Consider the following 22,870-nt stretch of genomic DNA (forward strand, 5'->3'; position numbering starts at 1 on the left):
GGGCGTTGGCTACGCGGCTTGCGCGAGGGCTAGAACCAGCTGTCCTGCATCGCCAGGCAGGTGTCGTCGCGGCTTTCCAGGATGGCCAGCTCGTGGTGGCAGCTCGGCACTTCCCAGGTCAGGAAGTAGCGCGCGGCCTGCAGTTTGCCGGTGTAGAAATCGACGTCCGCGGGGTTGCCTCGGGCCAGGCCTTGTTCGGCGCGGATCGCCTGTTCCAGCCAGCGCCAGCCGATCACCAGGTGGCCGAAGACCTTGAGGTACAGCGCCGAGTTGGCCAGGGCCTGGTTGACCTTGCCGCTCATCAGGTCGCCGAGCAGCGCCAGGGTCACCGTCGACAGGCGTGTCAGCAGGTGTTCCAGGGGCTGGCGCAGATCGTTGAGCGATTGGTGGGCGCTGGCGCGCTGGCAGCAGCCCTGGATCAGCTTGACCAGTTGCTTGAGCGCCGCACCGCCATTCATCGACACCTTGCGGCCCAGCAGGTCGAGGGACTGAATGCCGTGGGTGCCCTCGTGAATCGGGTTGAGGCGGTTGTCGCGGTAATACTGTTCCACCGGGTAGTCGCGGGTGTAACCGTGGCCGCCGAGGATCTGGATCGCCAGTTCGTTGGCCTTGAGGCAGAACTCCGAGGGCCAGGATTTGACGATCGGGGTCAGCAGGTCGAGCAGCTCAAGAGCGGTGCGACGCTCCTCCTCGGTGGCCAGGGTCTGGGTGTCGTCGAACAGCCGCGCGGCGTACAGACCGAGGTCGAAGGCGCCTTCGACGTAGGCTTTCTGGGTCAGCAACATGCGCCGCACGTCGGCGTGCTCGATGATCGCGACCTGGGCCGCGCTCGGGTCTTTGCCGTCCGGCAGGCGCCCTTGCGGACGCTGGCGCGCGTAGTCCAGCGAGTACAGGTAGCCGGCATAGCCGAGCATCACCGCGCCCATGCCGACGCCGATGCGCGCCTCGTTCATCATCTGGAACATGTAGGACAGGCCGGCGTGCGGCTTGCCCACCAGATAGCCGACACATTCGCCGTTATCGCCGAAGTTAAGCGCGGTGGAGGTGGTGCCGCGCCAGCCCATCTTGTGGAACAGGCCAGCCAGGATCACGTCGTTGCGCTTACCCAGCGAGCCGTCATCGTTGACCAGAAACTTCGGCACGATAAACAGGCTGATGCCCTTCACCCCGGGCGGTGCGTCCGGCAGCTTGGCCAGCACCATGTGTACGATGTTTTCCGACAGCGGGTGGTCGCCGCCGGAGATGAAGATCTTGTTGCCCTTGAGCCGGTAGCTGCCGTCGGCGGCCGGCTCGGCGCGGGTGCGGATATCCGACAGCGAGGAACCGGCATGCGGCTCGGTGAGCGCCATGGTGCCGAAGAAGCGGCCATCGATCATCGGCTGCAAAAACAGGCGTTTCTGCTCCGCGCTGCCGAAACTTTCGACCAGGTTGGCCGCGCCCATGGTCAGGAACGGGTAGGAGGTGGTGGCCGCGTTGGCCGCCTGGAAATGCGCGAAGCAGGCCTGTGACAGCAGGTTGGGCAGCTGCATGCCACCCACCTCGAACTCGCGGGTGGCATTCAGGAAACCGGCCTCGAGGAAGGCGTCGACCGCCGGCTTCACTTCCGGGATCAGTACGGCGGCGCCGTCGACATACTCCGGCTCGTGCTCGTCGCCCTTGCGGTTGTGCGGCGCGAACAGTTTCTCGGCGATGTTGCGGGCAGTGCCCACGGCGGCATCGAAGGTTTCGCGGCTGTGGTCGGCGAAGCGCTCGCGCTCGGTCAGGGCTTCGGCGTCCAGCACTTCGTACAGCTCGAAGGCCAGGTTGCGGGAACTGAGCAGGGTCTCGGACATGGGCGCACCTGTGAAAGACAGCCGGGGAATGACGGCCGGAAATGCCAGCCGGATTGAATGCGTCGAGTCTAGGCTGGCCCATGGTTGTCGCCTAGTAACATCCAGCCGCGTGATAAAGGGGCAAAACCGCGCCGCCGTTTGCATGCCGCGCAGCAGGTCGCGGGCTGGTAAACTGCGCGGCCTTGGGGTTGGGTGAGCACTGTTCGTCCAGCCTGCGCTGCGAGGATCTTGCGCAATGAATTACCGTCACGCCTTCCACGCCGGCAACCATGCCGATGTGTTCAAACACCTGCTGTTGTCGCGCCTGATCGCCCTGATGGGGCGTAAGGAACAGCCGTTCGCCTACCTCGACAGCCATGCGGGCATCGGTTTGTACGATCTCAAGGGCGACCAGGCCAGTCGTACCGGCGAGTGGCTGGAGGGAGTCAACCGCCTGTGGCAGGCCACCGATGTGCCGGAGCTGGCCGGCGATTACCTGCGCGTGCTGCGCGAGCTCAACCCCGGCGGCGGTCTGCGCTACTACCCTGGCTCGCCCGAGCTGGCGCGGCAGCTGACGCGCGAACAGGATCGTCTGCACCTGAACGAGAAGCACCCGGAAGACGGTCGTCTGCTCAAGGACAACATGAAACACGACCGCCGCGTCGCCGTGCACCTGGGCGAGGGCTGGCACATTCCACGGGCCTTGTTGCCGGTGGCGCAGAAGCGCGCTCTGCTGCTGATCGACCCGCCTTTCGAGCAAACCGATGAGTTGCAGCGCTGTGCGCTGGCGCTGCAGGAAGCGGTCAGCCGCATGCGCCAGACGGTGGCGGCGATCTGGTATCCGATCAAGGACCAGCGCCAGCTCAAACGCTTCTATAACGACCTGGGCAAGAGTGGCGCGCCCAAGTTGCTGCGCGTCGAGCTGTACGTGCATCCCGTCGACAGCGCCGAGTTCGGTCTGAACGGCTCGGGTCTGGTGATCGCCAGCCCGCCTTGGGGCCTGGAAGAAGAACTCAAACAGCTGCTGCCCTGGTTGGCCGAGACACTGGCGCAAACCCAGGGCGGCTGGCGGATGGATTGGTTGATCGAGGAGTAAGCGGCCGACGGCTGGCTGGTTGCACTCAGACCTTCGGCAAGCTGTGAGTCAGCTTGCCGAAGGTCTGGTTCGCCTTAGAGCAGGCAAACGCCCGTGCCGGCGAGGCCGCAGTAACCGCCTGGGTTTTTCGCCAGGTACTGCTGGTGATAGGCCTCGGCGTAGTAGAACGCCGGTGCCGCGGCGATTTCGGTGGTGATGGGGCCGAAGCCGGCGGCCTCGAGCTGGCGCTGGAACTGCTCCTGGCTGGCGTTGGCCGCGGCCAGTTGTTCGGTGCTGGTGCAGTAGATCGCCGAGCGGTACTGGGTGCCGATATCGTTACCCTGGCGCATGCCCTGAGTCGGGTTGTGCACTTCCCAGAATACTTTCAGCAGTGCTTCGTAGCTGGTTTCGCGCGGGTCGAAGACCACCAGCACGACTTCGGTATGCCCGGTCAGGCCGGAGCAGGTTTCGTCGTAGGTCGGGTTCGGCGTCTGGCCGCCGGCGTAGCCCACGGCGGTCGTCCACACCCCCGGTTGTTGCCAGAACCGCCGCTCGGCGCCCCAGAAGCAGCCCAGGCCGAAGATCGCCTGTTCCAGGCCGGCCGGGAAAGGCGCTTGCAGCGCATGACCGTTGACGAAATGGCTGGCCGGCACGGGCATCGGCCTGTCGCGGCCGGGCAAGGCCTGCTCGGCGCTCGGCAGGTCGAGTTTGTGGGCGAGAATTTGCGAACGCAGCACCATCGGGCGGCTCCTTGAGATGGAGGGGGCGTGTCTAGTGGTCATAGAGGCCACTAGGAGATATGTCTCAGTAGACCGATTGCAAGGCCTGGCGTTACGGTCGTCTCAGGCCGTTGGTCGGCACGGGTAACGTCGCAGGCTTTCCAGCAGTTCACGGCCGGCAATCGGCTTGTCGAACAGGTAGCCCTGGCCGATGTCGCACTTGTGCCGGCGCAGGAAGTTCAGTTGGGCGGCAGTCTCGATCCCTTCGGCGACGACCTTGAGCTTGAGGTTGTGGGCCATGGCGATTACGGCGGAGGTGATCTCCATGTCGTCCTGGTTGTCCGGGATGTCCTTGATGAAGCTGCGGTCGATCTTGATCACGTCGATCGGGAATTTCTTCAGGTAGCTGAGCGACGAATAGCCGGTGCCGAAGTCGTCCATGGCCAGGGTCAGGCCGAGGCTTTTCAGGCTGCTGAGCTGCTGGCGGGTGTCTTCGGTGGCTTCCAGCAGCAGGCTTTCGGTCAATTCCAGTTCGAGCAGCTGGGCCGGCAGTTGTTCCTCATGCAGGATGGCGGCGATCGAGCCGACCAGGTCCGGGTCGGAGAACTGCTTGGGCGACAGGTTGATCGCCACCTGCAAGGCGCCGAGGCCGAGCGCGGTCAGTTGTTTGCTCATGCGGCAGGCCTGACGCGCCACCCATTTGCCGATGGGTATGATCAGCCCGGTGTCTTCGGCGACGCTGATGAACTGGTCCGGGTTGATCATGCCTTTTTCCGGGTGGTTCCAACGCAGCAAGGCTTCCATGCCCGTCAGCTGGCCACTCTTGAGGCACAGCTTGGGTTGGTAGAAGACTTCCAGCTCGTTCTGCGTCAGCGCGCGGCGCAGGTTGTTCTCGACGAACAGCTTGTAGCTGGCTTCGGCATTCAGCGCCTCGGTGAACACCTGCACCTGATGCTTGCCGTTGGCTTTGGCCTTATGCAGGGCCAGGCCGGCATGCTTCATCAGGGTGTGTGGGTCCTGCCCGTGCAGCGGCGCGCAGGCCAGGCCGACCGAGCCGGTGACGCTGATCAGTTGGTTGTCGACGAACAGCGGTTTATCCAGGGTCTGCAGGAGTTGCCCGGCGATCCGCTGTCCGGTCGCTACATCGCAGTTGTCGAGCAGCACGGCGAACTCGTTGCTGGCGAAACGCGCCAGGCTGCCGTTCGGGTTCAGGGTGTTGCGCAAGCGTCGCGCCAGGCTCATCAACAGCTTGTCGCCGGTCTGGTGGCCGAGGCTGTCGTTGATCCGTTTGAAGTTGTCGATGTCCACCAGCAGCAGGCTGACCGGCTGCTCGCTGTTGCGCGCGAAGCATTCTTCCATGCTGCGGATAAACGCCGGGCGGTTGCCCAGGCGCGTGAGGTTGTCGGTGTAGGCCAGGCGTTCGATGCGCTGCTGCGCCAGCTTGCTCTGGGTGACGTCTTCGTAGATACCGATGTAGTGGGTCAACTCGCCGCTTTCGCTGTACACCTTGGAGATCGACAGCTGGCCCCAATAGGGTTCGAGGTTTTTCCGGCGGCTGCGGAACTCGCCCTGCCAGCTGTTGTGCTGGGCCAGGTTGGAGTTCGCATCGAACAGCAGATCGCTGAGGTTCTCCAGTGCCGGCAGTTCGGACATGCGCTGGCCTTGTACCTCATCGGAGCTGTACAGGGTGATCGCGGTGAAACTCGGGTTGACGTATTCCACCAGGCCATCGCGGTCGACCAGCAGGAAGGCGCTGGCGCTCTGTTCGACGGCGCGCCGGAACAGGTGCAGCTCGCTGTTGGCGCTGCGCCGTTGCTGGTTGACCAGGGCATGGGCGAACTGATCGGCCAGCTCGCCGGCGAAGGCGATTTCGTCGGCCTGCCAGATCCGTGCGGCGCCGACGTGCTCCAGGCACAGCACCGCCACCACCTCGCCGCCGACGCGGATGCTGGCGTCGAGCATGGCGCTGACGCCGCGGGGTTTGAGCTGGCTTTCCGCCAGTTCGCGGGTGCGCGGGTCAAGCAGGGCATTGTGCGCATCGATCGCCCGGCCGCTGTGTAGCGCGGCCAGGTAGTGCGGGTAGACGCTCGCGTCGATCGCATCAGGCAATTCGTGCTGGCCGAGGTCGCTGCAGTAGAGCGCCACCGGTTCGAGCTGTTCGTGGCGCAAGTGCCAGATGCTGGCGCGGGCCACGGCATAGGTTTCGCAGGCGGCCTGGGTGATCAACTCGGCGGCTTCGCGCAGTGGGTCGTCGGAGTTGTAGCGATGCCGCGCCAGGCGCACGATGAGGTTTTGCTGGGCGCGGCTGCGGCCCAGGTGCTGCACGTGCTCTTCCTGGGAGCGCTGGTACAGCTCCAGGGACGCCTGCAGGTGGCTATTCTGCACATGCAGCTCGGTGTTTGGCGGTGGTGCGAGGGCGAGGGCGGGCTGCTCCGTTGCCAGCAGATAACCCCGCAGGAGCTGGCGGCCATGCTGTTTGAAGGCTTCGCCGAGCTCCAGCAGGTGCAGCGCCCCCTTCGGGGTATGCAGGGTATAGCGCACCTGGTAGTGCGGGCTGTCGCGCAGTTGCAGTTGAATCGCATCGTGCAACTGGTAGCGCGCCTCGGGCTCCATCAGGCTGGCGTAGGGTGAACCGATCAGCCCGCACAGTTCGCTGGCCGCCAGGCCCAGTTGCCGTTCGCAGGTGGCGTCGAGAAACAGCAGGGTCCAGCTTGCTTCATTGAGCCGCTCGAAACGCAACATGCCGAGCCGCGAGGGCACTGGCAACTGCGTCACAACCTCGACCGCCGGACGGCTGGCGGCATCGGTATGGCTTTTCATCGGTCGACTCGCTTCCAGTATGCTGATCGAGTGGGGCCATGGCCCACTTCACTATAGCGCTGGGTAAGGGTGCATCATGCGATCGAGACTGACAAGGCGGCTGAAGGCGTTGGCGTTTTTCACGGCGGTGCTGCTCAGCACATTGCTGGTCACCCCGATGCCGCGCGCGGCTGAACCCGATGCGCTGAGCGGCGTCGAGCAGACGCGCTATCTGAGCGAGTTGAAACGCCTTTACCTGACCACGGACGAGCGGAAGGCCCTGCTGGCCCATATCAATCAACTGCTGGAGCGCTATGCGGTGCGTGCCGCCTATCAGGTCGGGCAGAGCGAACGCTATGACCGGGTCTACCGGCTGAGTGTCAGCGCCCCGGGCGAATTGCTGATCCATGAGCAGACACGCGCGGCCCAGAGCAAGTCCCTGGCGGTGCGCAACCAGCGTTTGTCGGTGTTCGGGCTCGACCCCTATATCCGTTATGACTGCCCATTGACCGAGCAGGTCTGCGTGCTCAATAGCCCGGCCGATGGCGGCCCATGGTTGAGTATCCGCCGTGACCACGAGGGCGCCGCGGCGCTGGCCAAGGCGCTGTCCTTCCTGCTGCGCAATGTGCAGAAGGGGTAGCTGCGCGCTGTTGTGGACTGGGTCCCCGCCTGTGCGGGGATGGCGCTGATAGTCCTGGCTGGCGCGAGGCAAAAAAAACCCCGCCAGAGGCGGGGCTGAGGTACGAGCGTGGCATGCTCGAAAGTGAAGCGGGTTACAGCAGCAGCGTGCGGATATCGCCCAGCACGTCGCCGAGACGCTTGGTAAAGCGTGCGGCGGCGGCGCCGTTGATCACCCGGTGGTCGTAGGACAGCGACAGCGGCAGCATCAGCTTGGGCTGGAAGGCCTTGCCATCCCAGACCGGCTGGATGGTGGCTTTCGATACGCCGAGGATCGCCACTTCCGGTGCGTTGACGATCGGTGTGAAACCGGTGCCGCCAATGTGGCCGAGGCTGGAAATGGTGAAGCAGGCGCCTTGCATGGCGTCGGCGGAGAGCTTCTTGGTCCGCGCCTTTTCCGCCAGCTCGGCCGCCTCGGCCGCAAGCTGCAGCAGGCTCTTCTTGTCGACGTCCTTGATCACCGGCACCAGCAGGCCTTCCGGGGTGTCGACGGCGAAACCGATGTTGACGTATTTCTTGCGGATGATGGCCTTGCCCGAGGGCGCCAGCGAACTGTTGAAGTCCGGCAGCTCCTTGAGCAGGTGCGCGCAAGCCTTGAGCAGCAGCGGCAACACGGTCAGCTTGACGCCGGCTTTCTCGGCCACGGCTTTCTGCGCGACGCGGAAGGCTTCCAGCTCGGTGATGTCGGCCGAGTCGAACTGCGTCACGTGCGGCACGTTCAGCCAGCTGCGGTGCAGGTTGCTGGCGCCGACTTGCATCAGGCGGGTCATCGGCACTTCTTCGATTTCACCGAAGCGGCTGAAATCGACTTCCGGGATCGGCGGAATGCCGGCACCCGCGGTTGCGCCGCTCGGTGCCTGCTTGGCCTTCTGCATCATGGTTTTGACGTAGGCCTGCACGTCTTCCTTGAGAATCCGATCGTGTGGGCCGGTGGCGCTGACGACCGCCAGTTCGACGCCAAACTCGCGGGCCAGTTGCCGCACGGCAGGGCCGGCGTGAACTCGGCGACCTTCGCTGCTGGGGGCGCCAACCGGTGCCGGTTCGGCTTTCGCCGCCGCTGCCGTGGGTGCGGCCGCAGGGGCCGCGGCTGCTGGCGCCTCGGCTTTGACGGGCGCAGCGGCTGCGGTTGCCGGAGCGGCCGGCGCTGCAGCGGCGACTACCCGCAGTTGCAGAATCAGGTCGCCGGTGCCGACTTCGTCGTCCAGCTTGACGCTCAGGCTTTCCACCACGCCGGCAGCCGGCGAGGGGATTTCCATACTGGCTTTGTCCGATTCCAGGGTCAGCAGGCTCTGGTCGGCCTCGATACGATCACCGACCTTGACCAGCAACTCGATGATCTTGGCTTTGCCGGCCGAGCCGATGTCCGGGACGTGGATGTCCCGTACCGACTCGCTCGCGGCAGCCGCCGGTGCAGCGGCAGGCTCTGCGGCTTTGGCCGGGGCGGCGGCAGGCGCGGCCTCGGCTTTGGGCGCGGCAGCCGCCGGCGCAGCGGTGTCACCTTCGACTTCCAGCTCCAGCAGTTCGTCGCCTTCTTTCAGACGGTCGCCCAGCTTCACTTTCAGGCTCTTGATCACCCCGGCCTTGGGCGCGGGGATTTCCATGCTGGCCTTGTCCGACTCGAGGGTCAGCAGGCTCTGGTCGGCCTCGATGCGGTCGCCGACCTTGACCATCAGTTCGATGACTTCGCCTTCGCCACTGCCGATATCGGGTACGCGGATTAATTCGCTCACAGTGCGTCTCCTCAGCAGTCCAGTGGGTTGAGTTTTTCCGGGTCGATGCCGAACTTGGCGATGGCTTCGGCCACTACCTTGGGTTCGATATCGCCACGGTCGGCCAGGGCTTCCAGGGCGGCGAGAACGACGAAGTTGCGGTCGACCTCGAAGAAATGCCGGAGCTTCTTGCGGCTGTCGCTGCGGCCGAAACCGTCAGTGCCGAGCACTTTGTATTCCTTGACCGGGACCCACTGGCGAATCTGGTCGGCAAACAGCTTCATGTAGTCGGTGGAGGCGATGACCGGGCCTTGGCGGCCGCTCAGGCACTGCTCGACATAGCTCAGCTTGGGCTTCTGTTCCGGGTGCAGGCGGTTGCTGCGCTCCACGGCCAGGCCGTCGCGGCGCAGCTCGTTGAAGCTGGTGACGCTCCAGACATCGGCGCCGACGTTGAACTCTTCACGGAGGATCTTCGCCGCTTCGCGCACTTCCCGCAGGATGGTGCCGGAACCGAGCAGCTGCACATGATGGGCCGCGTCGCGTTTGTCCTCTTCGAGCAGGTACATGCCCTTGATGATGCCTTCCTCGACACCGGCCGGCATGGCGGGCTGGACATAGGCCTCGTTCATCACGGTGATGTAGTAGAAGACGTTCTGCTGCTCTTCGATCATCTGCCGCGTGCCTTCACGGATGATCACCGCCAGCTCGTAGCCGTAGGTCGGGTCGAAGGTGCGGCAGTTGGGGATGGTCGAGGCCAGGATGTGGCTGTGACCGTCTTCGTGCTGCAGGCCTTCGCCGTTCAGCGTGGTGCGCCCGGCGGTGCCGCCGATCAAAAAGCCACGGGTGCGGCTGTCGCCGGCGGCCCAGGCCAGGTCGCCGATACGCTGGAAGCCGAACATCGAGTAGAAGATGTAGAACGGCAGCATTGGCTGGTTGTGGCTGCTGTACGAGGTGCCGGCGGCGATGAACGAGGACATGGCGCCGGCTTCGTTGATGCCTTCCTCGAGGATCTGGCCCTTCTTGTCCTCGCGGTAGAACATCACCTGGTCCTTATCCACCGGCTCGTAGAGCTGGCCGACCGAGGAGTAGATGCCGAGCTGGCGGAACATGCCTTCCATGCCGAAGGTACGGGCTTCGTCCGGGATGATCGGGACGATGCGCTGGCCGAGTTCCTTGTCCTTGACCAGCTGCGAGAGAATCCGCACGAAGGCCATGGTGGTGGAGATTTCGCGGTCGCCGGAGCCGTCCAGAATAGCCTTGAGGGTATCGAGTGGCGGAGTCGGGATGTTGAAGCTCTTGGCGCGACGCTGAGGCACGAAACCGCCCAGCGCGGTACGACGTTCGCTCAGGTAACGGGCTTCGGCGCTGCCTTCTTCCGGCTTGAAGAACGGCAGGTTTTCGATTTCGTCGTCTTTGACCGGAATGTCGAAACGATCGCGGAACGACTTCAGGCTCTCGACATCGACCTTCTTGGTGTTGTGCGCGGTGTTTTTCGCTTCGCCGGCACCGGTGCCATAACCCTTGATGGTCTTGGCCAGGATGACGGTCGGCTGTTCCTTGTGGTTGACCGCCTGGTGGTACGCCGCATAGACCTTGTACGGGTCGTGGCCGCCACGGTTGAGCTTCCAGATCTCGTCGTCGGAGAGGTCTTCGACCATCGCCTTGAGTTCTGGCGTGTTGAAGAAGTGCTCACGGACGAACGCGCCGTCTTTGGCTTTGTAGTTCTGGTACTCGCCGTCGATGACTTCGTCCATGCGGCGCTGCAGGATGCCGTCGGTATCCTTGGCCAGCAGTGGGTCCCAGAAACGGCCCCAGATGACTTTGTTGACGTTCCACTGGGCACCACGGAACACGCCTTCGAGTTCCTGGATGATCTTGCCGTTGCCGCGAACCGGGCCATCGAGGCGCTGCAGGTTGCAGTTGATGACGAAGATCAGGTTGTCCAGCTTCTCGCGACCGGCCAGGGAGATCGCACCCAGGGATTCCGGCTCGTCGCACTCGCCGTCACCCATGAAGCACCAGACTTTCTGCTTGCCGGCCGGGATGAAGCCGCGGCTTTCCAGGTACTTCATGAAGCGCGCCTGGTAGATCGCCTGGATCGGGCCCAGACCCATGGATACGGTCGGGAACTGCCAGAAATCAGGCATCAGCCAGGGGTGCGGGTAGGACGACAGGCCGTTGCCATCGACTTCCTGACGGAAGTTGTTCATCTGCTCTTCGGAGATGCGGCCTTCCATGAACGCACGGGCGTAAACGCCTGGCGATGCGTGGCCCTGGAAGTAGATCAGGTCGCCGCCGTGTTCGTCGGTCGGGGCCTGGAAGAAGTAGTTGAAGCCGATGTCATACAGCGTCGCACTGGACGCGAAGCTGGAGATGTGACCACCCAGGTCAGAGTCTTTCAGGTTGGTGCGCATGACCATGGCCAGCGCGTTCCAGCGTACCAGCGAGCGAATGCGGCGTTCCATGAACAGGTCGCCAGGCATGCGTGCTTCGTGGGTAACGGGGATGGTGTTGCGATAGGGCGTGGTGATCGCATAGGGCAGCTGCGCACCGCTACGGGTGGCCAGTTCGCCCATGCGGGTCATCAAATAATGTGCGCGGTCTTCGCCTTCACGGTCGAGGACGGATTCAAGCGCGTCCAGCCATTCCTGGGTTTCGACGGGATCGAGGTCTTGCATGGCTTGCTCCAGGGCGGAAAGGCTTCCAGAATCGGGAGCCCGGGTGCGTGGCCGGCCTTTTGGGCGGGCGACGTGAATTCTTGGATTAACCGGGGTAGGGCCGGTCTTGTGTAGTTTTACTACAGATCGACGGTATTTTCAGCCCTCTCGACACATTATTTAGTAGTAAAACTACAAGTGGTTCAGCGTTAAAACCAAAAAGCCGCGACCGTTGGCGGGTAAATCGCCAACAGTACGCCGATCACAGGATAGATCATGAGCCTGCCCTCGCTCGTCACTTTGCCCGCTTCGCTGCAGCCTTTCGTCAGTCGTGCGCAACAGTCGTTGCATGCTGCGCTCGCCGCTTTGTCGCCGCCAGCCGTCCAGGATTTGACTGGCTGGCCGGCTGCCAGGCTGGAGGCGCTCGAGCGGGTGACGGCGGCGAGCGACTTCGTCGCCGAGCAGGTGCTGCGCGATCCACAGATGTTGCTGGCGCTGGCCGCCAGCGGCGAGCTGGAGCGGCCGCTGCAGCCCGGTGAATTGCGCGCGCAACTGAACGAGGCGCTGGCCGAGTGCGGCGATGAAAACGAACTGGGGCGGCGCCTGCGACGCCAGCGCAACCGCCAGCAGGTGCGCATCATCTGGCGTGATCTGACCCGCCAGGCCGACCTGGCGCAAACCTGCCGCGACCTCTCCGACCTGGCCGACGCCTGCATCGATCTGGCCTACGCGTGGCTGTACCCACGGCATTGCGCGCAGTTCGGCACGCCGATCGGTCGGCGCACCGGGCAGGTGCAGCAGATGGTCGTGCTCGGCATGGGTAAGCTCGGTGCGGTCGAGTTGAACCTGTCTTCGGACATCGACCTGATATTCGCCTATCCAGAGGGTGGCGAAACCGAAGGGGTGAAGCGTTCGCTGGATAACCAGGAGTTTTTCATCAAGCTCGGCCAGCGGCTGATCAAGGCGTTGGATGCAATTACCGTCGACGGCTTCGTTTTTCGCGTCGACATGCGCCTGCGCCCGTACGGCTCGGCCGGTGCGCTGGTGCTCAGTTTCAATGCGCTGGAGCAGTACTACCAGGACCAGGGGCGCGACTGGGAACGCTACGCGATGATCAAGGCGCGGGTGGTCGGCGGCGATCAGGTCGCCGGCGCGCAACTGCTGGAGATGCTGCGGCCGTTCGTTTATCGGCGCTACCTGGATTTTTCCGCCATCGAAGCGTTGCGGGCGATGAAACTGCTGATCCAGCAGGAGGTGCGGCGCAAGGGCATGGCCGACAATATCAAGCTCGGCTCCGGCGGTATCCGCGAAGTCGAGTTCATCGCCCAGGCGTTCCAGCTGATCCACGGCGGCCGCGACCTAAGCCTGCAACAGCGGCCGCTGCTGAACGTGCTCAAGACCCTCGAAGGCCAGGGCTACCTGCCGCCGGCGGTGGTCGAGGACATGCGCGCCGGTTATGAGTTTCTGCGCTACACCGAGCACGCCTTGCAGGCGATTGCCGACCGCCAGACACAAATGCTCCCGGACAACGTCGAAGACCGCGCGCGCGTCGCCTTCATCATGGGTTTCGACAGCTGGGCGGCCTTCCACGAGCGCTTGCTGTACTGGCGCGGGCGGGTCGACTGGCACTTTCGTCAGGTCATCGCCGATCCGGACGAGGAGGAGGGCGCCGAGTCGGTGCTCTGCGTCGGCAGTGAGTGGCTGCCACTCTGGGAGGATGCCCTCGATGAAGAGGCCGCCTGCCGGCAGCTGAGCGAGGCGGGCTTTGCCCAGGCGCAGTCGGCCTGGCAGCGGCTGGCCGGATTGCGGGTCAGCAATCAGGTGCGGGCCATGCAGCGGCTTGGGCGCGAGCGCCTGGATGCCTTTATTCCGCGGCTGTTGGCGCAGGCCGTGGAGCACGAGAACCCGGACTTGGTGCTGGAGCGGGTGTTGCCGCTGATCGAGGCGGTAGCGCGGCGTTCGGCCTACCTGGTGTTGCTGACGGAAAACCCCAGCGCCTTGCAGCGCTTGCTGACCCTGTGCGCGGCGAGCCCGTGGATCGCCGAGCAGATCACCCGTTTTCCGCTGTTGCTCGATGAGCTGCTCAACGAAGGCCGGCTGTTCAAGCCACCCTTGGCGCCGGAGCTGGCCGCCGAGTTGCGCGAGCGACTGACGCGCATCCCCGAGGATGACCTGGAGCAGCAGATGGAGGCACTGCGCCACTTCAAGCTGGCCCACCGCCTGCGGGTCGCCGCTTCGGAGATCGCCGGCACCTTGCCGCTGATGAAGGTCAGCGATTACCTGACCTGGCTGGCCGAGGCGATCCTCGAACAAGTGCTGGCCCTGGCCTGGCGCCAGACCGTGGCGAAAAGCGGCACGCCGCAGCGCAGCGATGGCAGCCTGTGCGACCCGGACTTCATCGTCGTCGGCTATGGCAAGGTCGGTGGGCTCGAGCTCGGCCATGGTTCGGACCTGGATCTGGTGTTCATCCACGATGGCGATCCGCAGGCGGAAACCGATGGCGCCAAGCCCATCGACGGCGCGCAGTTCTTCAATCGCCTGGGGCAGCGCATCATCCATCTGCTGACGGCCCAGACCAACTCCGGCCAGCTTTACGAAGTCGACATGCGCCTGCGCCCGTCGGGTGCGTCCGGCCTGCTGGTCAGCTCGCTTGGCGCTTTTCAGCGCTATCAGGAGAGCGAGGCCTGGACCTGGGAGCACCAGGCCCTGGTGCGCGCGCGCGTGCTGGTCGGTTGCCCACGGGTTGGCGCGGCATTCGAGCAAGTGCGTGCCCAGGTGCTCGGGCGCAAGCGCGACCTGGCCACGTTGCAGCTGGAAGTCAGCGAGATGCGCGCGAAGATGCGCGACAACCTCGGTTCCAAGGAAACCGCCGCCGGCACCGCGGCAAATGCCTTCGAGGCCGCGGCGCCGTTCGATCTGAAGCAGGACGCCGGTGGTATCGTCGATATCGAATTTATGGTGCAATACGCGGCCTTGGCCTGGTCGTGCGAGCATCCAGCGCTGCTGCAATTCACCGATAACATCCGCATTCTTGAAGGGCTGGAGCGCGCGGGGTTGATCCCGAGCGCCGATGCCAGCCTGTTGCAGGAGGTCTACAAGGCCTATCGCGCAGCGGCCCACCGCCTGGCCTTGCAGAAGAAGGCGGGTATCGTCAGCGGTGAACAGTTTCACGCCGAGCGCCGTGACGTGATGCGGATTTGGCGCGAGCTGGGGCTGAGTTGATGAATCCGGCGAGCCGCCTGGCGTCCCGCGCACATTGCCCAAGGGCCGCAATGCGCCTGAGTTTTTGATGGGCGAGCCTTGGTTGAAGAGAATTCTTGAGGAGCGAAACGATGTCGATGGCCGATCGTGATGGCGTGATTTGGTATGACGGCGAAATGGTCCAGTGGCGCGATGCCACCACCCATGTGCTGACTCACACCCTGCATTACGGCATGGGCGTGTTCGAGGGTGTGCGGGCCTACAATACCCCGCAAGGCACGGCGATTTTCCGCCTGCAGGCGCACACCGACCGTCTGTTCGACTCGGCCCACATCATGGGCATGAAGATTCCGTTCTCGAAAGAGGAAGTCAACGAAGCGACCCGCGCCGCGGTACGCGAGAATAATCTGGAAAGCGCCTACATTCGCCCGATGGTGTTCTACGGGTCGGAAGCCATGGGCTTGCGCGCCACCGGCCTGAAGGTCCACCTGATCGTTGCGGCCTGGCACTGGGGCGCCTACATGGGCGACGAGGCGCTGCAGAAGGGCATCAAGGTGCGCACCAGCTCCTTCACCCGTCACCACGTGAACATTTCGATGACCCGCGCCAAGGCCAACGGCAATTACATCAACTCGATGCTGGCCTTGCAGGAAGCCATCTCCGGCGGCGCCGACGAGGCCATGCTGCTGGATACCGAAGGCTATGTGGCCGAGGGTTCGGGCGAGAACATCTTCCTGGTCAAGAACGGTGTGGTCTACACCCCGGAAGTGACCTCCTGCCTCAATGGCATCACCCGCAATACCATCCTGACCCTGGCCGCCGAGCTGGGTATCCAGGTGATCGAGAAGCGCATCACCCGCGACGAGGTGTACATCGCCGACGAAGCGTTCTTCACCGGCACCGCCGCCGAAGTCACGCCGATCCGCGAAGTCGATGGCCGGTTGATCGGTATCGGCAGCCGTGGCCCGGTCACCGAGAAGCTGCAGAAGGCTTACTTCGATCTGGTCACCGGACAGACTTCGGCGCATGCCGAATGGCGCACACTGGTCAAATAAAAAGCTGCAAGTTACAAGGCGTAGGGTGGGTTAGGTCGAAGACCGTAATCCACCATCCGGCCCAGTGGGCCGGCCAATGACGATGCCTGTCGGTATCGGCGGTGGGTTACGCCGCCGTCGCGGCTAACCCACCCTGCGGGCTCGCGACGCTTCACGAATAGGCGTGAGAGAATTTGAATAAGGCAGTGACAGGGAGGCGCGAGCCTCCCTGATCATTTGCGGAGTCGTAATGAGAATACTGATCGTAGGGCCGAGCTGGGTTGGCGACATGGTGATGGCGCAGACGCTGTTCCAGTGCCTGAAGCAACGCCATCCCGAGTGTCTGATCGACGTGCTGGCGCCCGAGTGGAGCCGGCCGATCCTCGAGCGCATGCCCGAGGTGCGCCAGGCGCTGAGCTTTCCGCTTGGCCATGGCGTGCTCGAACTGGGTACGCGGCGCAAGATCGGTAAATCCCTGGCCGGCCAGTACGATCAGGCGATTCTGCTGCCCAACTCGTTGAAGTCGGCGCTGGTGCCGTTCTTCGCCGGCATCCCCAAGCGCACTGGCTGGAAGGGCGAGATGCGCTACGGCCTGCTCAACGATGTGCGCACGCTGGATAAAGAACGCTACCCGCTGATGATCGAACGCTTCATGGCGCTGGCCTACGAGCCGGGTGCTGAGCTGCCCAGGCCTTATCCGCGGCCGGCGTTGCAGATCGAACCGGCCAGCCGCGACGCGGCCCTGGCCACGTTCGGCCTGAGCCTGGATCGCCCGGTGCTGGCGCTCTGCCCCGGTGCCGAGTTCGGCGAGGCCAAGCGCTGGCCCAGCGAGTATTACGCCAAGGTCGCCGAGCTGAAGATCCGTGCCGGCTGGCAGGTCTGGCTGTTCGGCTCGAAGAACGATCACGCGGTCGGTGAAGACATCCGTTCGCGCCTGATCCCCGGCCTGCGCGAGGAGGCTCGCAACCTCTCCGGTGAAACGGCGCTGGCCGAAGCCATCGACCTGCTGTCGTGCGCCGCCGCGGTGGTCTCCAACGACTCCGGCCTGATGCACGTCGCCGCCGCGTTGAATCGCCCGCTGGTGGCTGTCTACGGCTCGACTTCGCCACAGTTCACGCCGCCGCTGGCCGAGCAGGTGGAGATTGTGCGTCTGGGTATCGAGTGCAGCCCGTGTTTCGACCGCACCTGCCGTTTCGGCCACTACAACTGCCTGCGCGAGCTCAAGCCGCGGCCAGTGGTCGAGGCGCTGGACCGGCTGGTTGCGGACCCGATCGAGGTTTCTGAATGAGGGTGCTGCTGGTCAAGACCTCATCCCTGGGGGATGTGATCCACAGCTTGCCGGCGCTGACCGATGCGGCGCGGGCGATTCCCGGCATCCAGTTCGACTGGGTGGTAGAGGAAGGCTTTGCCGAAATTCCGGCCTGGCACCCGGCCGTGGCGCAGGTGATTCCGGTGGCGATCCGCCGATGGCGCAAGCACCTCTGGCAAACCCTGAAGACGGGCGAATGGCGACGCTTCAAAGCGCGCTTGCGCGAGACCGACTACGACCTAGTGATCGATGCCCAGGGCCTGCTGAAAAGCGCCTGGCTGACCCGTTATGTCAAGGCGCCGGTGGCCGGGCTGGACCGCGCTTCGGCGCGCGAACCGCTCGCCTGTCGCTTCTACGACCGGGCCTACGCCGTGCCGCGCGAGCAACATGCGCTGGAACGCGTGCGCCAATTGTTCGCCCAGGCGTTGGACTATCCGTTGCCGGCCGGTATTGGCGACTATGGCCTGAGTCGCGCGCAACTGGCCGATGCGTCGGTGCCGCCTTACCTGCTGTTCCTGCACGGTACCACCTGGCCGAGCAAGCATTGGCCGGAAGCCTACTGGCGTGCGCTGGCCGAGCGCATGAGCGACCTCGGCTGGGCCGTGCGCCTGCCGTGGGGCAACGAGGTGGAGAAGGCGCGTGCCGAGCGCATCGCCGCGGGCCTCGAACATGCCGCGCTGCTGCCCAAATTGAACCTCGCCGGGGTGGCTAAAGTGATCGCTGGTGCCACCGCATGCGTGGCAGTGGATACCGGTCTCGGGCACCTGGCGGCGGCGCTGGATGTGCCGACCATTTCCCTCTACGGCCCGACCTTGCCGGGCCGGGTCGGCGCCTATGGTCGCGCGCAGATCCACCTGTGCGCCAGTGGCCCGAATGCCGGGCTGGGCGACCGCCATGCCGCCTGTTTCGATGACCTGCTGGCCGAGCGCGTCGCCACCGAGTTGGAGGCGTTGTTATTGGCGCCGGAGACCGTTCTTTAATGGATACCCTCTGATGCAGTTGGCTTTCATCCTCTACAAATACTTCCCGTTCGGTGGCCTGCAGCGCGACTTCATGCGCATCGCCCTGGAGTGCCAGCAGCGTGGCCATAGCATTCGTGTCTACACGCTGATCTGGGAAGGCGATGTGCCGGCGGGTTTCGAAGTGCTGGTGGCGCCGGTCAAAGCGCTGTTCAACCACCGTCGCAACGAGAAGCTGCTGGCCTGGGTCGAGGCCGACCTGGCCAAGCGCCCGGTGGACCGTGTGGTCGGCTTCAACAAGATGCCGGGGCTGGATGTGTACTACGCCGCCGATGGCTGTTTCGAGGACAAGGCGCAGAACCTGCGCAATTCGCTGTACCGCCAGTGGGGCCGCTACAAGCACTTCTCCGATTACGAGCGCGCGGTGTTCGCGCCCGAAGCGAAGACCGAGGTGCTGATGATCTCCGAAGTGCAGCAGCCGCTGTTCGTAAAACATTACGCGACGCCGGCGCAGCGTTTTCACCTGTTGCCACCCGGGATCGCGCCGGATCGCCGGGCGCCGGCGAATGCCGCCGAAATTCGCGCCGCATTCCGCCGCGAGTTCAAGCTGGCGGACGATGACCTGCTGCTGGTGCAGATCGGTTCCGGGTTCAAGACCAAGGGCCTGGATCGCAGCCTGAAAGCCGTCGCCGCGCTGCCGCCGGCGCTGAAAAAACGCACCCGGCTGATCGTCATCGGCCAGGACGACCCCAGGCCATTTCTGCTACAGATCAAGACGCTGGGGATTTCCGAGCAGGTGCAGATACTCAAGGGGCGCAGCGATATTCCGCGCTTTTTGCTCGGCGCCGACCTGTTGATTCACCCGGCGTACAACGAAAACACCGGCACGGTATTGCTGGAAGCCCTGGTCGCCGGCCTGCCGGTGCTGGTCACCGATGTTTGCGGTTATGCGCATTATATCGAGGAGGCCGATTGTGGCCGGGTCGTGCCGAGCCCGTTCGAGCAGGTGCAGCTCAACCAGCTGCTGAGCGAGATGCTCGCCGCGGGCGAACAGCGGGCGAACTGGGCGCGCAATGGCCTGGCGTACGCCGAGTCGGCCGACCTCTATAGCCTGCCGCAACGCGCGGCGGATGTGATTTTGGCGGAGAAGCAGGCTTGAAACTCATTTTGGCTGAACCCTTCCAGCGTCTGTGGGCCGGGCGCGATGCCTTCACCGAGGTCGAGCGGCTGCAAGGTCAGGTCTACCGCGAGCTGGAAGGCCGGCGCACCTTGCGCACCGAGGTCGAAGGGCGCGGCTATTTCGTCAAGATCCACCGCGGTATCGGCTGGGGCGAGATCGTCAAGAATCTGCTCACCGCGAAACTGCCAGTGCTCGGTGCCGGTCAGGAATGGCGGGCGATCCAGCGTCTGCATGAAGCGGGTGTGCCGACCATGACGGCGGTGGCCTACGGCGCTCGTGGCAGCAACCCGGCGGCCCAGCATTCCTTTATCGTTACCGAGGAGTTGGCGCCGACCATCAGCCTGGAAGACTTCAGCCTCGACTGGGTTGCCCGGCCGCCGCAGCCCCAGCTCAAGCGCGCGCTGATCGCCGAGGTGGCGAAGATGACCGGCGATATGCACCGCGCCGGGGTCAATCACCGCGACTGCTATATCTGCCATTTCCTGTTGCACACCGATAAGCCGGTGACGCCCGAGGATTTCAAACTGTCGCTGATCGACTTGCACCGCGCGCAGTCGCGTCCGGTCGTCAGCCGCCGCTGGCGCGACAAGGACCTGGCCGGGCTGTATTTCTCCGCCCTCAATATCGGCCTGACCCGGGGCGACAAACTGCGTTTTCTGCGCGCCTATTTTTCTGCCGCAAAGGGTCAGGCCGCAGAAGGCCGCCTGTCGCTGCGCCAGATCTTGCGTGACGAGGCGCAGTTGCTGCTCTGGTTGCAGCGCAAGGCGGACAAGCTGCTGGCCCGTTATGCCCGCAAATATGCGCCGGGAGCCGGCCATGAGTGAGTGGCGGCTGACCGAGGGTGCGGCGCCAGAACTGGCCGCCACCTTTGCCGATCTCGATGCGGTATTCGCCTTGCAGGGCGAGCACATCACCCACGATCCGTTGTCGGAGGTGATTCGCGTCGAGTGCCAGGGGCAGCGTTATTACGTCAAGCGCTACCATGGTGCCGGCAAGGGTTTGCGCCGTTTTATCGGGCGGCCGCGGGTCAAGGCCGAATGGCAGAACCTCAAGCGTTTCGCTAAGTGGGGCATTCCCACTGCGCCCATCGTGGCCTACGGGCTGGAGCGCAAGACCGGGGCATTTGTCCGCGGTGCGCTGATCACCCGTGAGCTGGTCGGCACCGAAGACATGGCTCAGTTGGCGCAGCGTGACGCCGCCTGCCTGGGCGATCCGACCTGGGTGGCTGGCGTGAGCCAGCAGTTGGCCCGTGCTACCCGTACCCTGCATGAGCAGTGCTTCACCCATAACGATCTGAAATGGCGCAACTTGCTGGTCAACGGCCAGGGCGAGCTGTTTTTGATCGACTGCCCAACCGGCGGTTTCTGGTGGGGGCCCTTGCTGCGCTATCGGATCATCAAGGACCTGGCCTGCCTGGACAAGGTGGCCAAGTACAAACTCTCGCGCGCCCAGCGCCTGCGTTTCTACCTGCAATATCAGGGGCGCCAGCGCCTGAGCGGTTGTGACAAGCAGCGTATTCGACAGATCGTCAAATTCTTCGAGGGACGCGAATGAACGACTTCATCGCCGCCGAAGACCGCGCGGTTCTGGCCGCGCACCAGTTGGACCGTTTCGAGGCGCTCTGGGCCCTGGAGTTGGCGGCGGTGGACACGCCGAATACCGAGCGTGGCGGCCACAGTTCAGTGTCGCGGCTGGTGCTGGGCGACTCCGCCTATTACTTGAAGCGGCAGACCAACCACCTGACCCGCAGCCTGACACATCCGTTTGGCGAACCGACATTCGCCCGCGAATTTCGCAATATTCAACGCTACCAGCGGCTCGGCATCCCGGCGCTGCGGGCGGCGTTCTTCGCCCAGCGGCAGGTGGCCGGCAAGCAGTGTGCGTTGTTGCTGACCCGCGCCCTGGATGGCTGGCAAGACCTCGAGCACTGGCTGCAGGGCTGGAACGAGCGCAGTGAAGCGCAGCGCATGGCCATTCTGCGGGCCTGCGGCGAGTTGATCCGGCGTTTGCACGATGCCGGGCAGGTGCACGGTTGCTTCTATCCCAAGCATATTTTTCTACGCGACCACGACGGTGAGTTTGCCGCCCAACTGATCGATCTGGAAAAGACCCGCTCGCTGTGGTTCGGTGAGCGTGACCGGATCAAGGATCTGGAGCCGCTGCTCCGGCGGGCGAGCAGTTGGAGTGAGGCGGAGGTCTGCCAGCTGCTTCTCGCTTACGTTGGCTCGGGCGGCGATGTTCAGCGCTGGTGGCAGCGTCTTGGCGCCCGCCGGCAGCACAAGGAGTTGCGTCGATGAACCTCGAACAACTGCAGCGCGCCGGGCGCACGCCGGACCTGCCGCTGCAACTCGAGGTGACGGGTCAGCCGCTGCGCCTCGACAGCCTGCTGCGCGTGCTGCCGGGCCAGCGCTATGTCGGCCAGGCCGAGTGGCAGGGCCGGCCGGTGCTGGCCAAGTTGCTGGTGGGCGGCAAAGCCGCGCGGCATTTTGCCCGCGAGTGCGAGGGCGCGCGCCTGCTCGCTGAGCAGGGGCTGTGCACGCCAGCGTTGCTCGAGCAGGGCTTTCGCGCTGGCGAGGGCGGCTGGCTGCTGTTCGACTACCTGGCCGAGGCCAGCAGCCTGGGGGCCGAATGGCGCAGGTTGGCCGCCGAGCCATTGCTGGGCGCTGCCCAGCAGGCGCTGCTGGGTGAGGCGCTGGCGCTGATTGCCCAGCTGCACGGCAAGGGGCTGTGGCAAGACGACCTGCACCTGGATAACCTGCTGCGGCACGAGGGACGGCTGTACCTGATCGACGGTGGCGGCGTGCGTGCTGAGGTGCCGGGTCAGCCGCTGTCGCGTGACAAGGTGCTGGGCAATCTCGGTGTGTTCTTCGCCCAGTTGCCGGTCAGCCTGGACAGCCATATCGAAGAGCTGCTGGTGCACTACCTGCTGGTCAACGGCGAGCACGCACTGCCGCTGGAGGCGCTGCTCAAGCAAGTTCACAGCGTTCGCCGCTGGCGCTTGCGCGATTACCTGCGCAAGATCGGGCGTGACTGCAGTTTGTTCAGTGTCCGCCGCGGTGCGTCCGCTTTGCGCGTGGTTCGGCGTGAGGACGAAAACTGGCTGGCGCCGCTGTTGGCCGCACCCGACGCGGCGATCGCCGCCGCTCAACCGCTCAAGCTGGGCGGCTCCTCCACGGTGGCGCGGGTCGAAGTGGCTGGCCGCCTGTTGGTGGTCAAACGTTACAACATCAAAGGCTGGCTGCACTGGCTGAAGCGTTTCTGGCGGCCGAGCCGGGCCTGGCACAGTTGGTGCGAAGGCAATCGCCTGGATTTTCTCGGCATCGCCACGCCCAAGCCCCTGGCGATGCTGGAGCTGCGCACATGCTGGTTGCGTGGGCGCGCCTACCTGGTGACCGAGCACGCGGCGGGCGAGGATGTAATCGCGCACTTCAAACCCTGGCTGGACGAGCCGGCTGGCGCGGGTTTGCCGCCAGAGGCCGAGCTCGATGCGCTGGTCGAGTTGTTCGCGGCGCTGGTGCGCGAGCGCATCAGCCATGGCGATCTCAAGGGGACCAACCTGCTGTGGCAGGCCGGTCGCTGGGCCCTGATCGACCTCGACGCCATGCAGCAGCACCACAGTGACGGCCGCTTTGCCCGTGCCTATGCCCGCGACCGGGCGCGCTTTTTGCGCAACTGGCCGCAAGTATCTGCTTTGTATCGCCTGCTGGATCAGCGCCTGCCGGTGTTGTAATCCGGCACC

The 22,870-nt window shown here is 64.5% G+C and carries 16 protein-coding genes; 11 read left to right on the plus strand and 5 right to left on the minus strand.

The window, feature by feature from the left end; all coding sequences use genetic code 11:
- Positions 1 to 29 precede the first annotated feature (29 nt).
- The gene (locus tag AC3IYG_RS02385) at positions 30 to 1,832 is read right to left on the minus strand and encodes an acyl-CoA dehydrogenase (protein ID WP_489312123.1); all 1,803 of its coding nucleotides are present in this window, start codon (positions 1,830 to 1,832) and stop codon (positions 30 to 32) included.
- A gap of 235 nt (positions 1,833 to 2,067) precedes the next feature.
- On the opposite strand from AC3IYG_RS02385, the gene AC3IYG_RS02390 reads away from it, so the two are divergent.
- Positions 2,068 to 2,907: a 23S rRNA (adenine(2030)-N(6))-methyltransferase RlmJ gene (locus tag AC3IYG_RS02390; RefSeq protein WP_489312124.1), complete on the plus strand. Its 840-nt coding sequence runs from the start codon at positions 2,068 to 2,070 to the stop codon at positions 2,905 to 2,907.
- A 74-nt stretch (positions 2,908 to 2,981) separates the two neighbouring features.
- On the opposite strand, the gene msrA is transcribed toward AC3IYG_RS02390, so the two are convergent.
- Together msrA and AC3IYG_RS02400 are read right to left on the minus strand one after the other, a co-directional pair.
- On the minus strand, positions 2,982 to 3,626 hold the full coding sequence (msrA, locus tag AC3IYG_RS02395) for a peptide-methionine (S)-S-oxide reductase MsrA (protein WP_489312125.1): 645 nt from the start codon (positions 3,624 to 3,626) through the stop codon (positions 2,982 to 2,984).
- 102 nt (positions 3,627 to 3,728) lie between these two features.
- Positions 3,729 to 6,425 (minus strand): putative bifunctional diguanylate cyclase/phosphodiesterase, encoded by a 2,697-nt coding sequence (locus AC3IYG_RS02400; protein WP_489312126.1) that lies wholly within the window; start codon positions 6,423 to 6,425, stop codon positions 3,729 to 3,731.
- Between the two features lie 76 nt (positions 6,426 to 6,501).
- On the opposite strand from AC3IYG_RS02400, the gene AC3IYG_RS02405 reads away from it, so the two are divergent.
- Positions 6,502 to 7,044 (plus strand): hypothetical protein, encoded by a 543-nt coding sequence (locus AC3IYG_RS02405; RefSeq protein ID WP_489312127.1) that lies wholly within the window; start codon positions 6,502 to 6,504, stop codon positions 7,042 to 7,044.
- A 133-nt stretch (positions 7,045 to 7,177) separates the two neighbouring features.
- On the opposite strand, the gene aceF is transcribed toward AC3IYG_RS02405, so the two are convergent.
- Both aceF and aceE read right to left on the minus strand, forming a co-directional pair.
- Positions 7,178 to 8,812: a dihydrolipoyllysine-residue acetyltransferase gene (gene aceF, locus AC3IYG_RS02410; RefSeq protein WP_489312128.1), complete on the minus strand. Its 1,635-nt coding sequence runs from the start codon at positions 8,810 to 8,812 to the stop codon at positions 7,178 to 7,180.
- 11 nt (positions 8,813 to 8,823) lie between these two features.
- Positions 8,824 to 11,469: a pyruvate dehydrogenase (acetyl-transferring), homodimeric type gene (gene aceE, locus AC3IYG_RS02415; RefSeq protein WP_489312129.1), complete on the minus strand. Its 2,646-nt coding sequence runs from the start codon at positions 11,467 to 11,469 to the stop codon at positions 8,824 to 8,826.
- A 255-nt stretch (positions 11,470 to 11,724) separates the two neighbouring features.
- Here aceE and glnE point away from each other — a divergent pair, with 255 nt between their 5' ends.
- From glnE to AC3IYG_RS02460, 9 genes are all read left to right on the plus strand, one after another.
- The gene (gene glnE / locus AC3IYG_RS02420; protein WP_489312130.1) at positions 11,725 to 14,670 is read left to right on the plus strand and encodes a bifunctional [glutamate--ammonia ligase]-adenylyl-L-tyrosine phosphorylase/[glutamate--ammonia-ligase] adenylyltransferase; all 2,946 of its coding nucleotides are present in this window, start codon (positions 11,725 to 11,727) and stop codon (positions 14,668 to 14,670) included.
- 110 nt (positions 14,671 to 14,780) lie between these two features.
- Positions 14,781 to 15,704, plus strand: coding sequence for a branched-chain amino acid transaminase (locus tag AC3IYG_RS02425; protein WP_489312131.1), 924 nt, complete (start codon positions 14,781 to 14,783; stop codon positions 15,702 to 15,704).
- Positions 15,705 to 15,933: 229 nt separating this feature from the next.
- Complete coding sequence (gene waaF / locus AC3IYG_RS02430; protein WP_489312132.1) at positions 15,934 to 16,971, plus strand: lipopolysaccharide heptosyltransferase II; 1,038 nt, start codon at positions 15,934 to 15,936, stop codon at positions 16,969 to 16,971.
- Positions 16,968 to 17,972 (plus strand): lipopolysaccharide heptosyltransferase I, encoded by a 1,005-nt coding sequence (gene waaC / locus AC3IYG_RS02435; protein WP_489312133.1) that lies wholly within the window; start codon positions 16,968 to 16,970, stop codon positions 17,970 to 17,972. Before waaF ends, waaC begins: the two co-directional genes overlap by 4 nt.
- A gap of 13 nt (positions 17,973 to 17,985) precedes the next feature.
- Entirely contained in the window at positions 17,986 to 19,110 is a 1,125-nt protein-coding gene (locus AC3IYG_RS02440; protein ID WP_489312134.1) for a glycosyltransferase family 4 protein, read from the plus strand.
- Positions 19,107 to 19,955 carry a lipopolysaccharide core heptose(I) kinase RfaP gene (gene rfaP / locus AC3IYG_RS02445; RefSeq protein ID WP_489312135.1) on the plus strand — a complete coding sequence of 283 codons (849 nt, stop codon included), beginning with the start codon at positions 19,107 to 19,109 and terminating at the stop codon, positions 19,953 to 19,955. The genes AC3IYG_RS02440 and rfaP overlap by 4 nt, the downstream gene beginning before the upstream one ends.
- Complete coding sequence (locus AC3IYG_RS02450) at positions 19,948 to 20,685, plus strand: lipopolysaccharide kinase InaA family protein (protein ID WP_489312136.1); 738 nt, start codon at positions 19,948 to 19,950, stop codon at positions 20,683 to 20,685. The genes rfaP and AC3IYG_RS02450 overlap by 8 nt, the downstream gene beginning before the upstream one ends.
- Positions 20,682 to 21,428 carry a lipopolysaccharide kinase InaA family protein gene (locus tag AC3IYG_RS02455; RefSeq protein WP_489312137.1) on the plus strand — a complete coding sequence of 249 codons (747 nt, stop codon included), beginning with the start codon at positions 20,682 to 20,684 and terminating at the stop codon, positions 21,426 to 21,428. The genes AC3IYG_RS02450 and AC3IYG_RS02455 overlap by 4 nt, the downstream gene beginning before the upstream one ends.
- Entirely contained in the window at positions 21,425 to 22,861 is a 1,437-nt protein-coding gene (locus AC3IYG_RS02460; RefSeq protein ID WP_489312138.1) for a lipopolysaccharide kinase InaA family protein, read from the plus strand. Before AC3IYG_RS02455 ends, AC3IYG_RS02460 begins: the two co-directional genes overlap by 4 nt.
- Positions 22,862 to 22,870: the final 9 nt, after the last annotated feature.

Source organism: Pseudomonas sp. KH_027 (assembly GCF_057838565.1).

Coding starts and splice junctions, on each gene's coding strand:
- AC3IYG_RS02385 (WP_489312123.1), bottom strand. CDS start 1,832: ATGTCCGAGACCCTGCTCAGTTCCCGCAACCTGGCCTTCGAGCTGTAC.
- AC3IYG_RS02390 (WP_489312124.1), top strand. CDS start 2,068: ATGAATTACCGTCACGCCTTCCACGCCGGCAACCATGCCGATGTGTTC.
- msrA (WP_489312125.1), bottom strand. CDS start 3,626: ATGGTGCTGCGTTCGCAAATTCTCGCCCACAAACTCGACCTGCCGAGC.
- AC3IYG_RS02400 (WP_489312126.1), bottom strand. CDS start 6,425: ATGAAAAGCCATACCGATGCCGCCAGCCGTCCGGCGGTCGAGGTTGTG.
- AC3IYG_RS02405 (WP_489312127.1), top strand. CDS start 6,502: ATGCGATCGAGACTGACAAGGCGGCTGAAGGCGTTGGCGTTTTTCACG.
- aceE (WP_489312129.1), bottom strand. CDS start 11,469: ATGCAAGACCTCGATCCCGTCGAAACCCAGGAATGGCTGGACGCGCTT.
- glnE (WP_489312130.1), top strand. CDS start 11,725: ATGAGCCTGCCCTCGCTCGTCACTTTGCCCGCTTCGCTGCAGCCTTTC.
- AC3IYG_RS02425 (WP_489312131.1), top strand. CDS start 14,781: ATGTCGATGGCCGATCGTGATGGCGTGATTTGGTATGACGGCGAAATG.
- waaF (WP_489312132.1), top strand. CDS start 15,934: ATGAGAATACTGATCGTAGGGCCGAGCTGGGTTGGCGACATGGTGATG.
- waaC (WP_489312133.1), top strand. CDS start 16,968: ATGAGGGTGCTGCTGGTCAAGACCTCATCCCTGGGGGATGTGATCCAC.
- AC3IYG_RS02440 (WP_489312134.1), top strand. CDS start 17,986: ATGCAGTTGGCTTTCATCCTCTACAAATACTTCCCGTTCGGTGGCCTG.
- AC3IYG_RS02450 (WP_489312136.1), top strand. CDS start 19,948: ATGAGTGAGTGGCGGCTGACCGAGGGTGCGGCGCCAGAACTGGCCGCC.
- AC3IYG_RS02455 (WP_489312137.1), top strand. CDS start 20,682: ATGAACGACTTCATCGCCGCCGAAGACCGCGCGGTTCTGGCCGCGCAC.
- AC3IYG_RS02460 (WP_489312138.1), top strand. CDS start 21,425: ATGAACCTCGAACAACTGCAGCGCGCCGGGCGCACGCCGGACCTGCCG.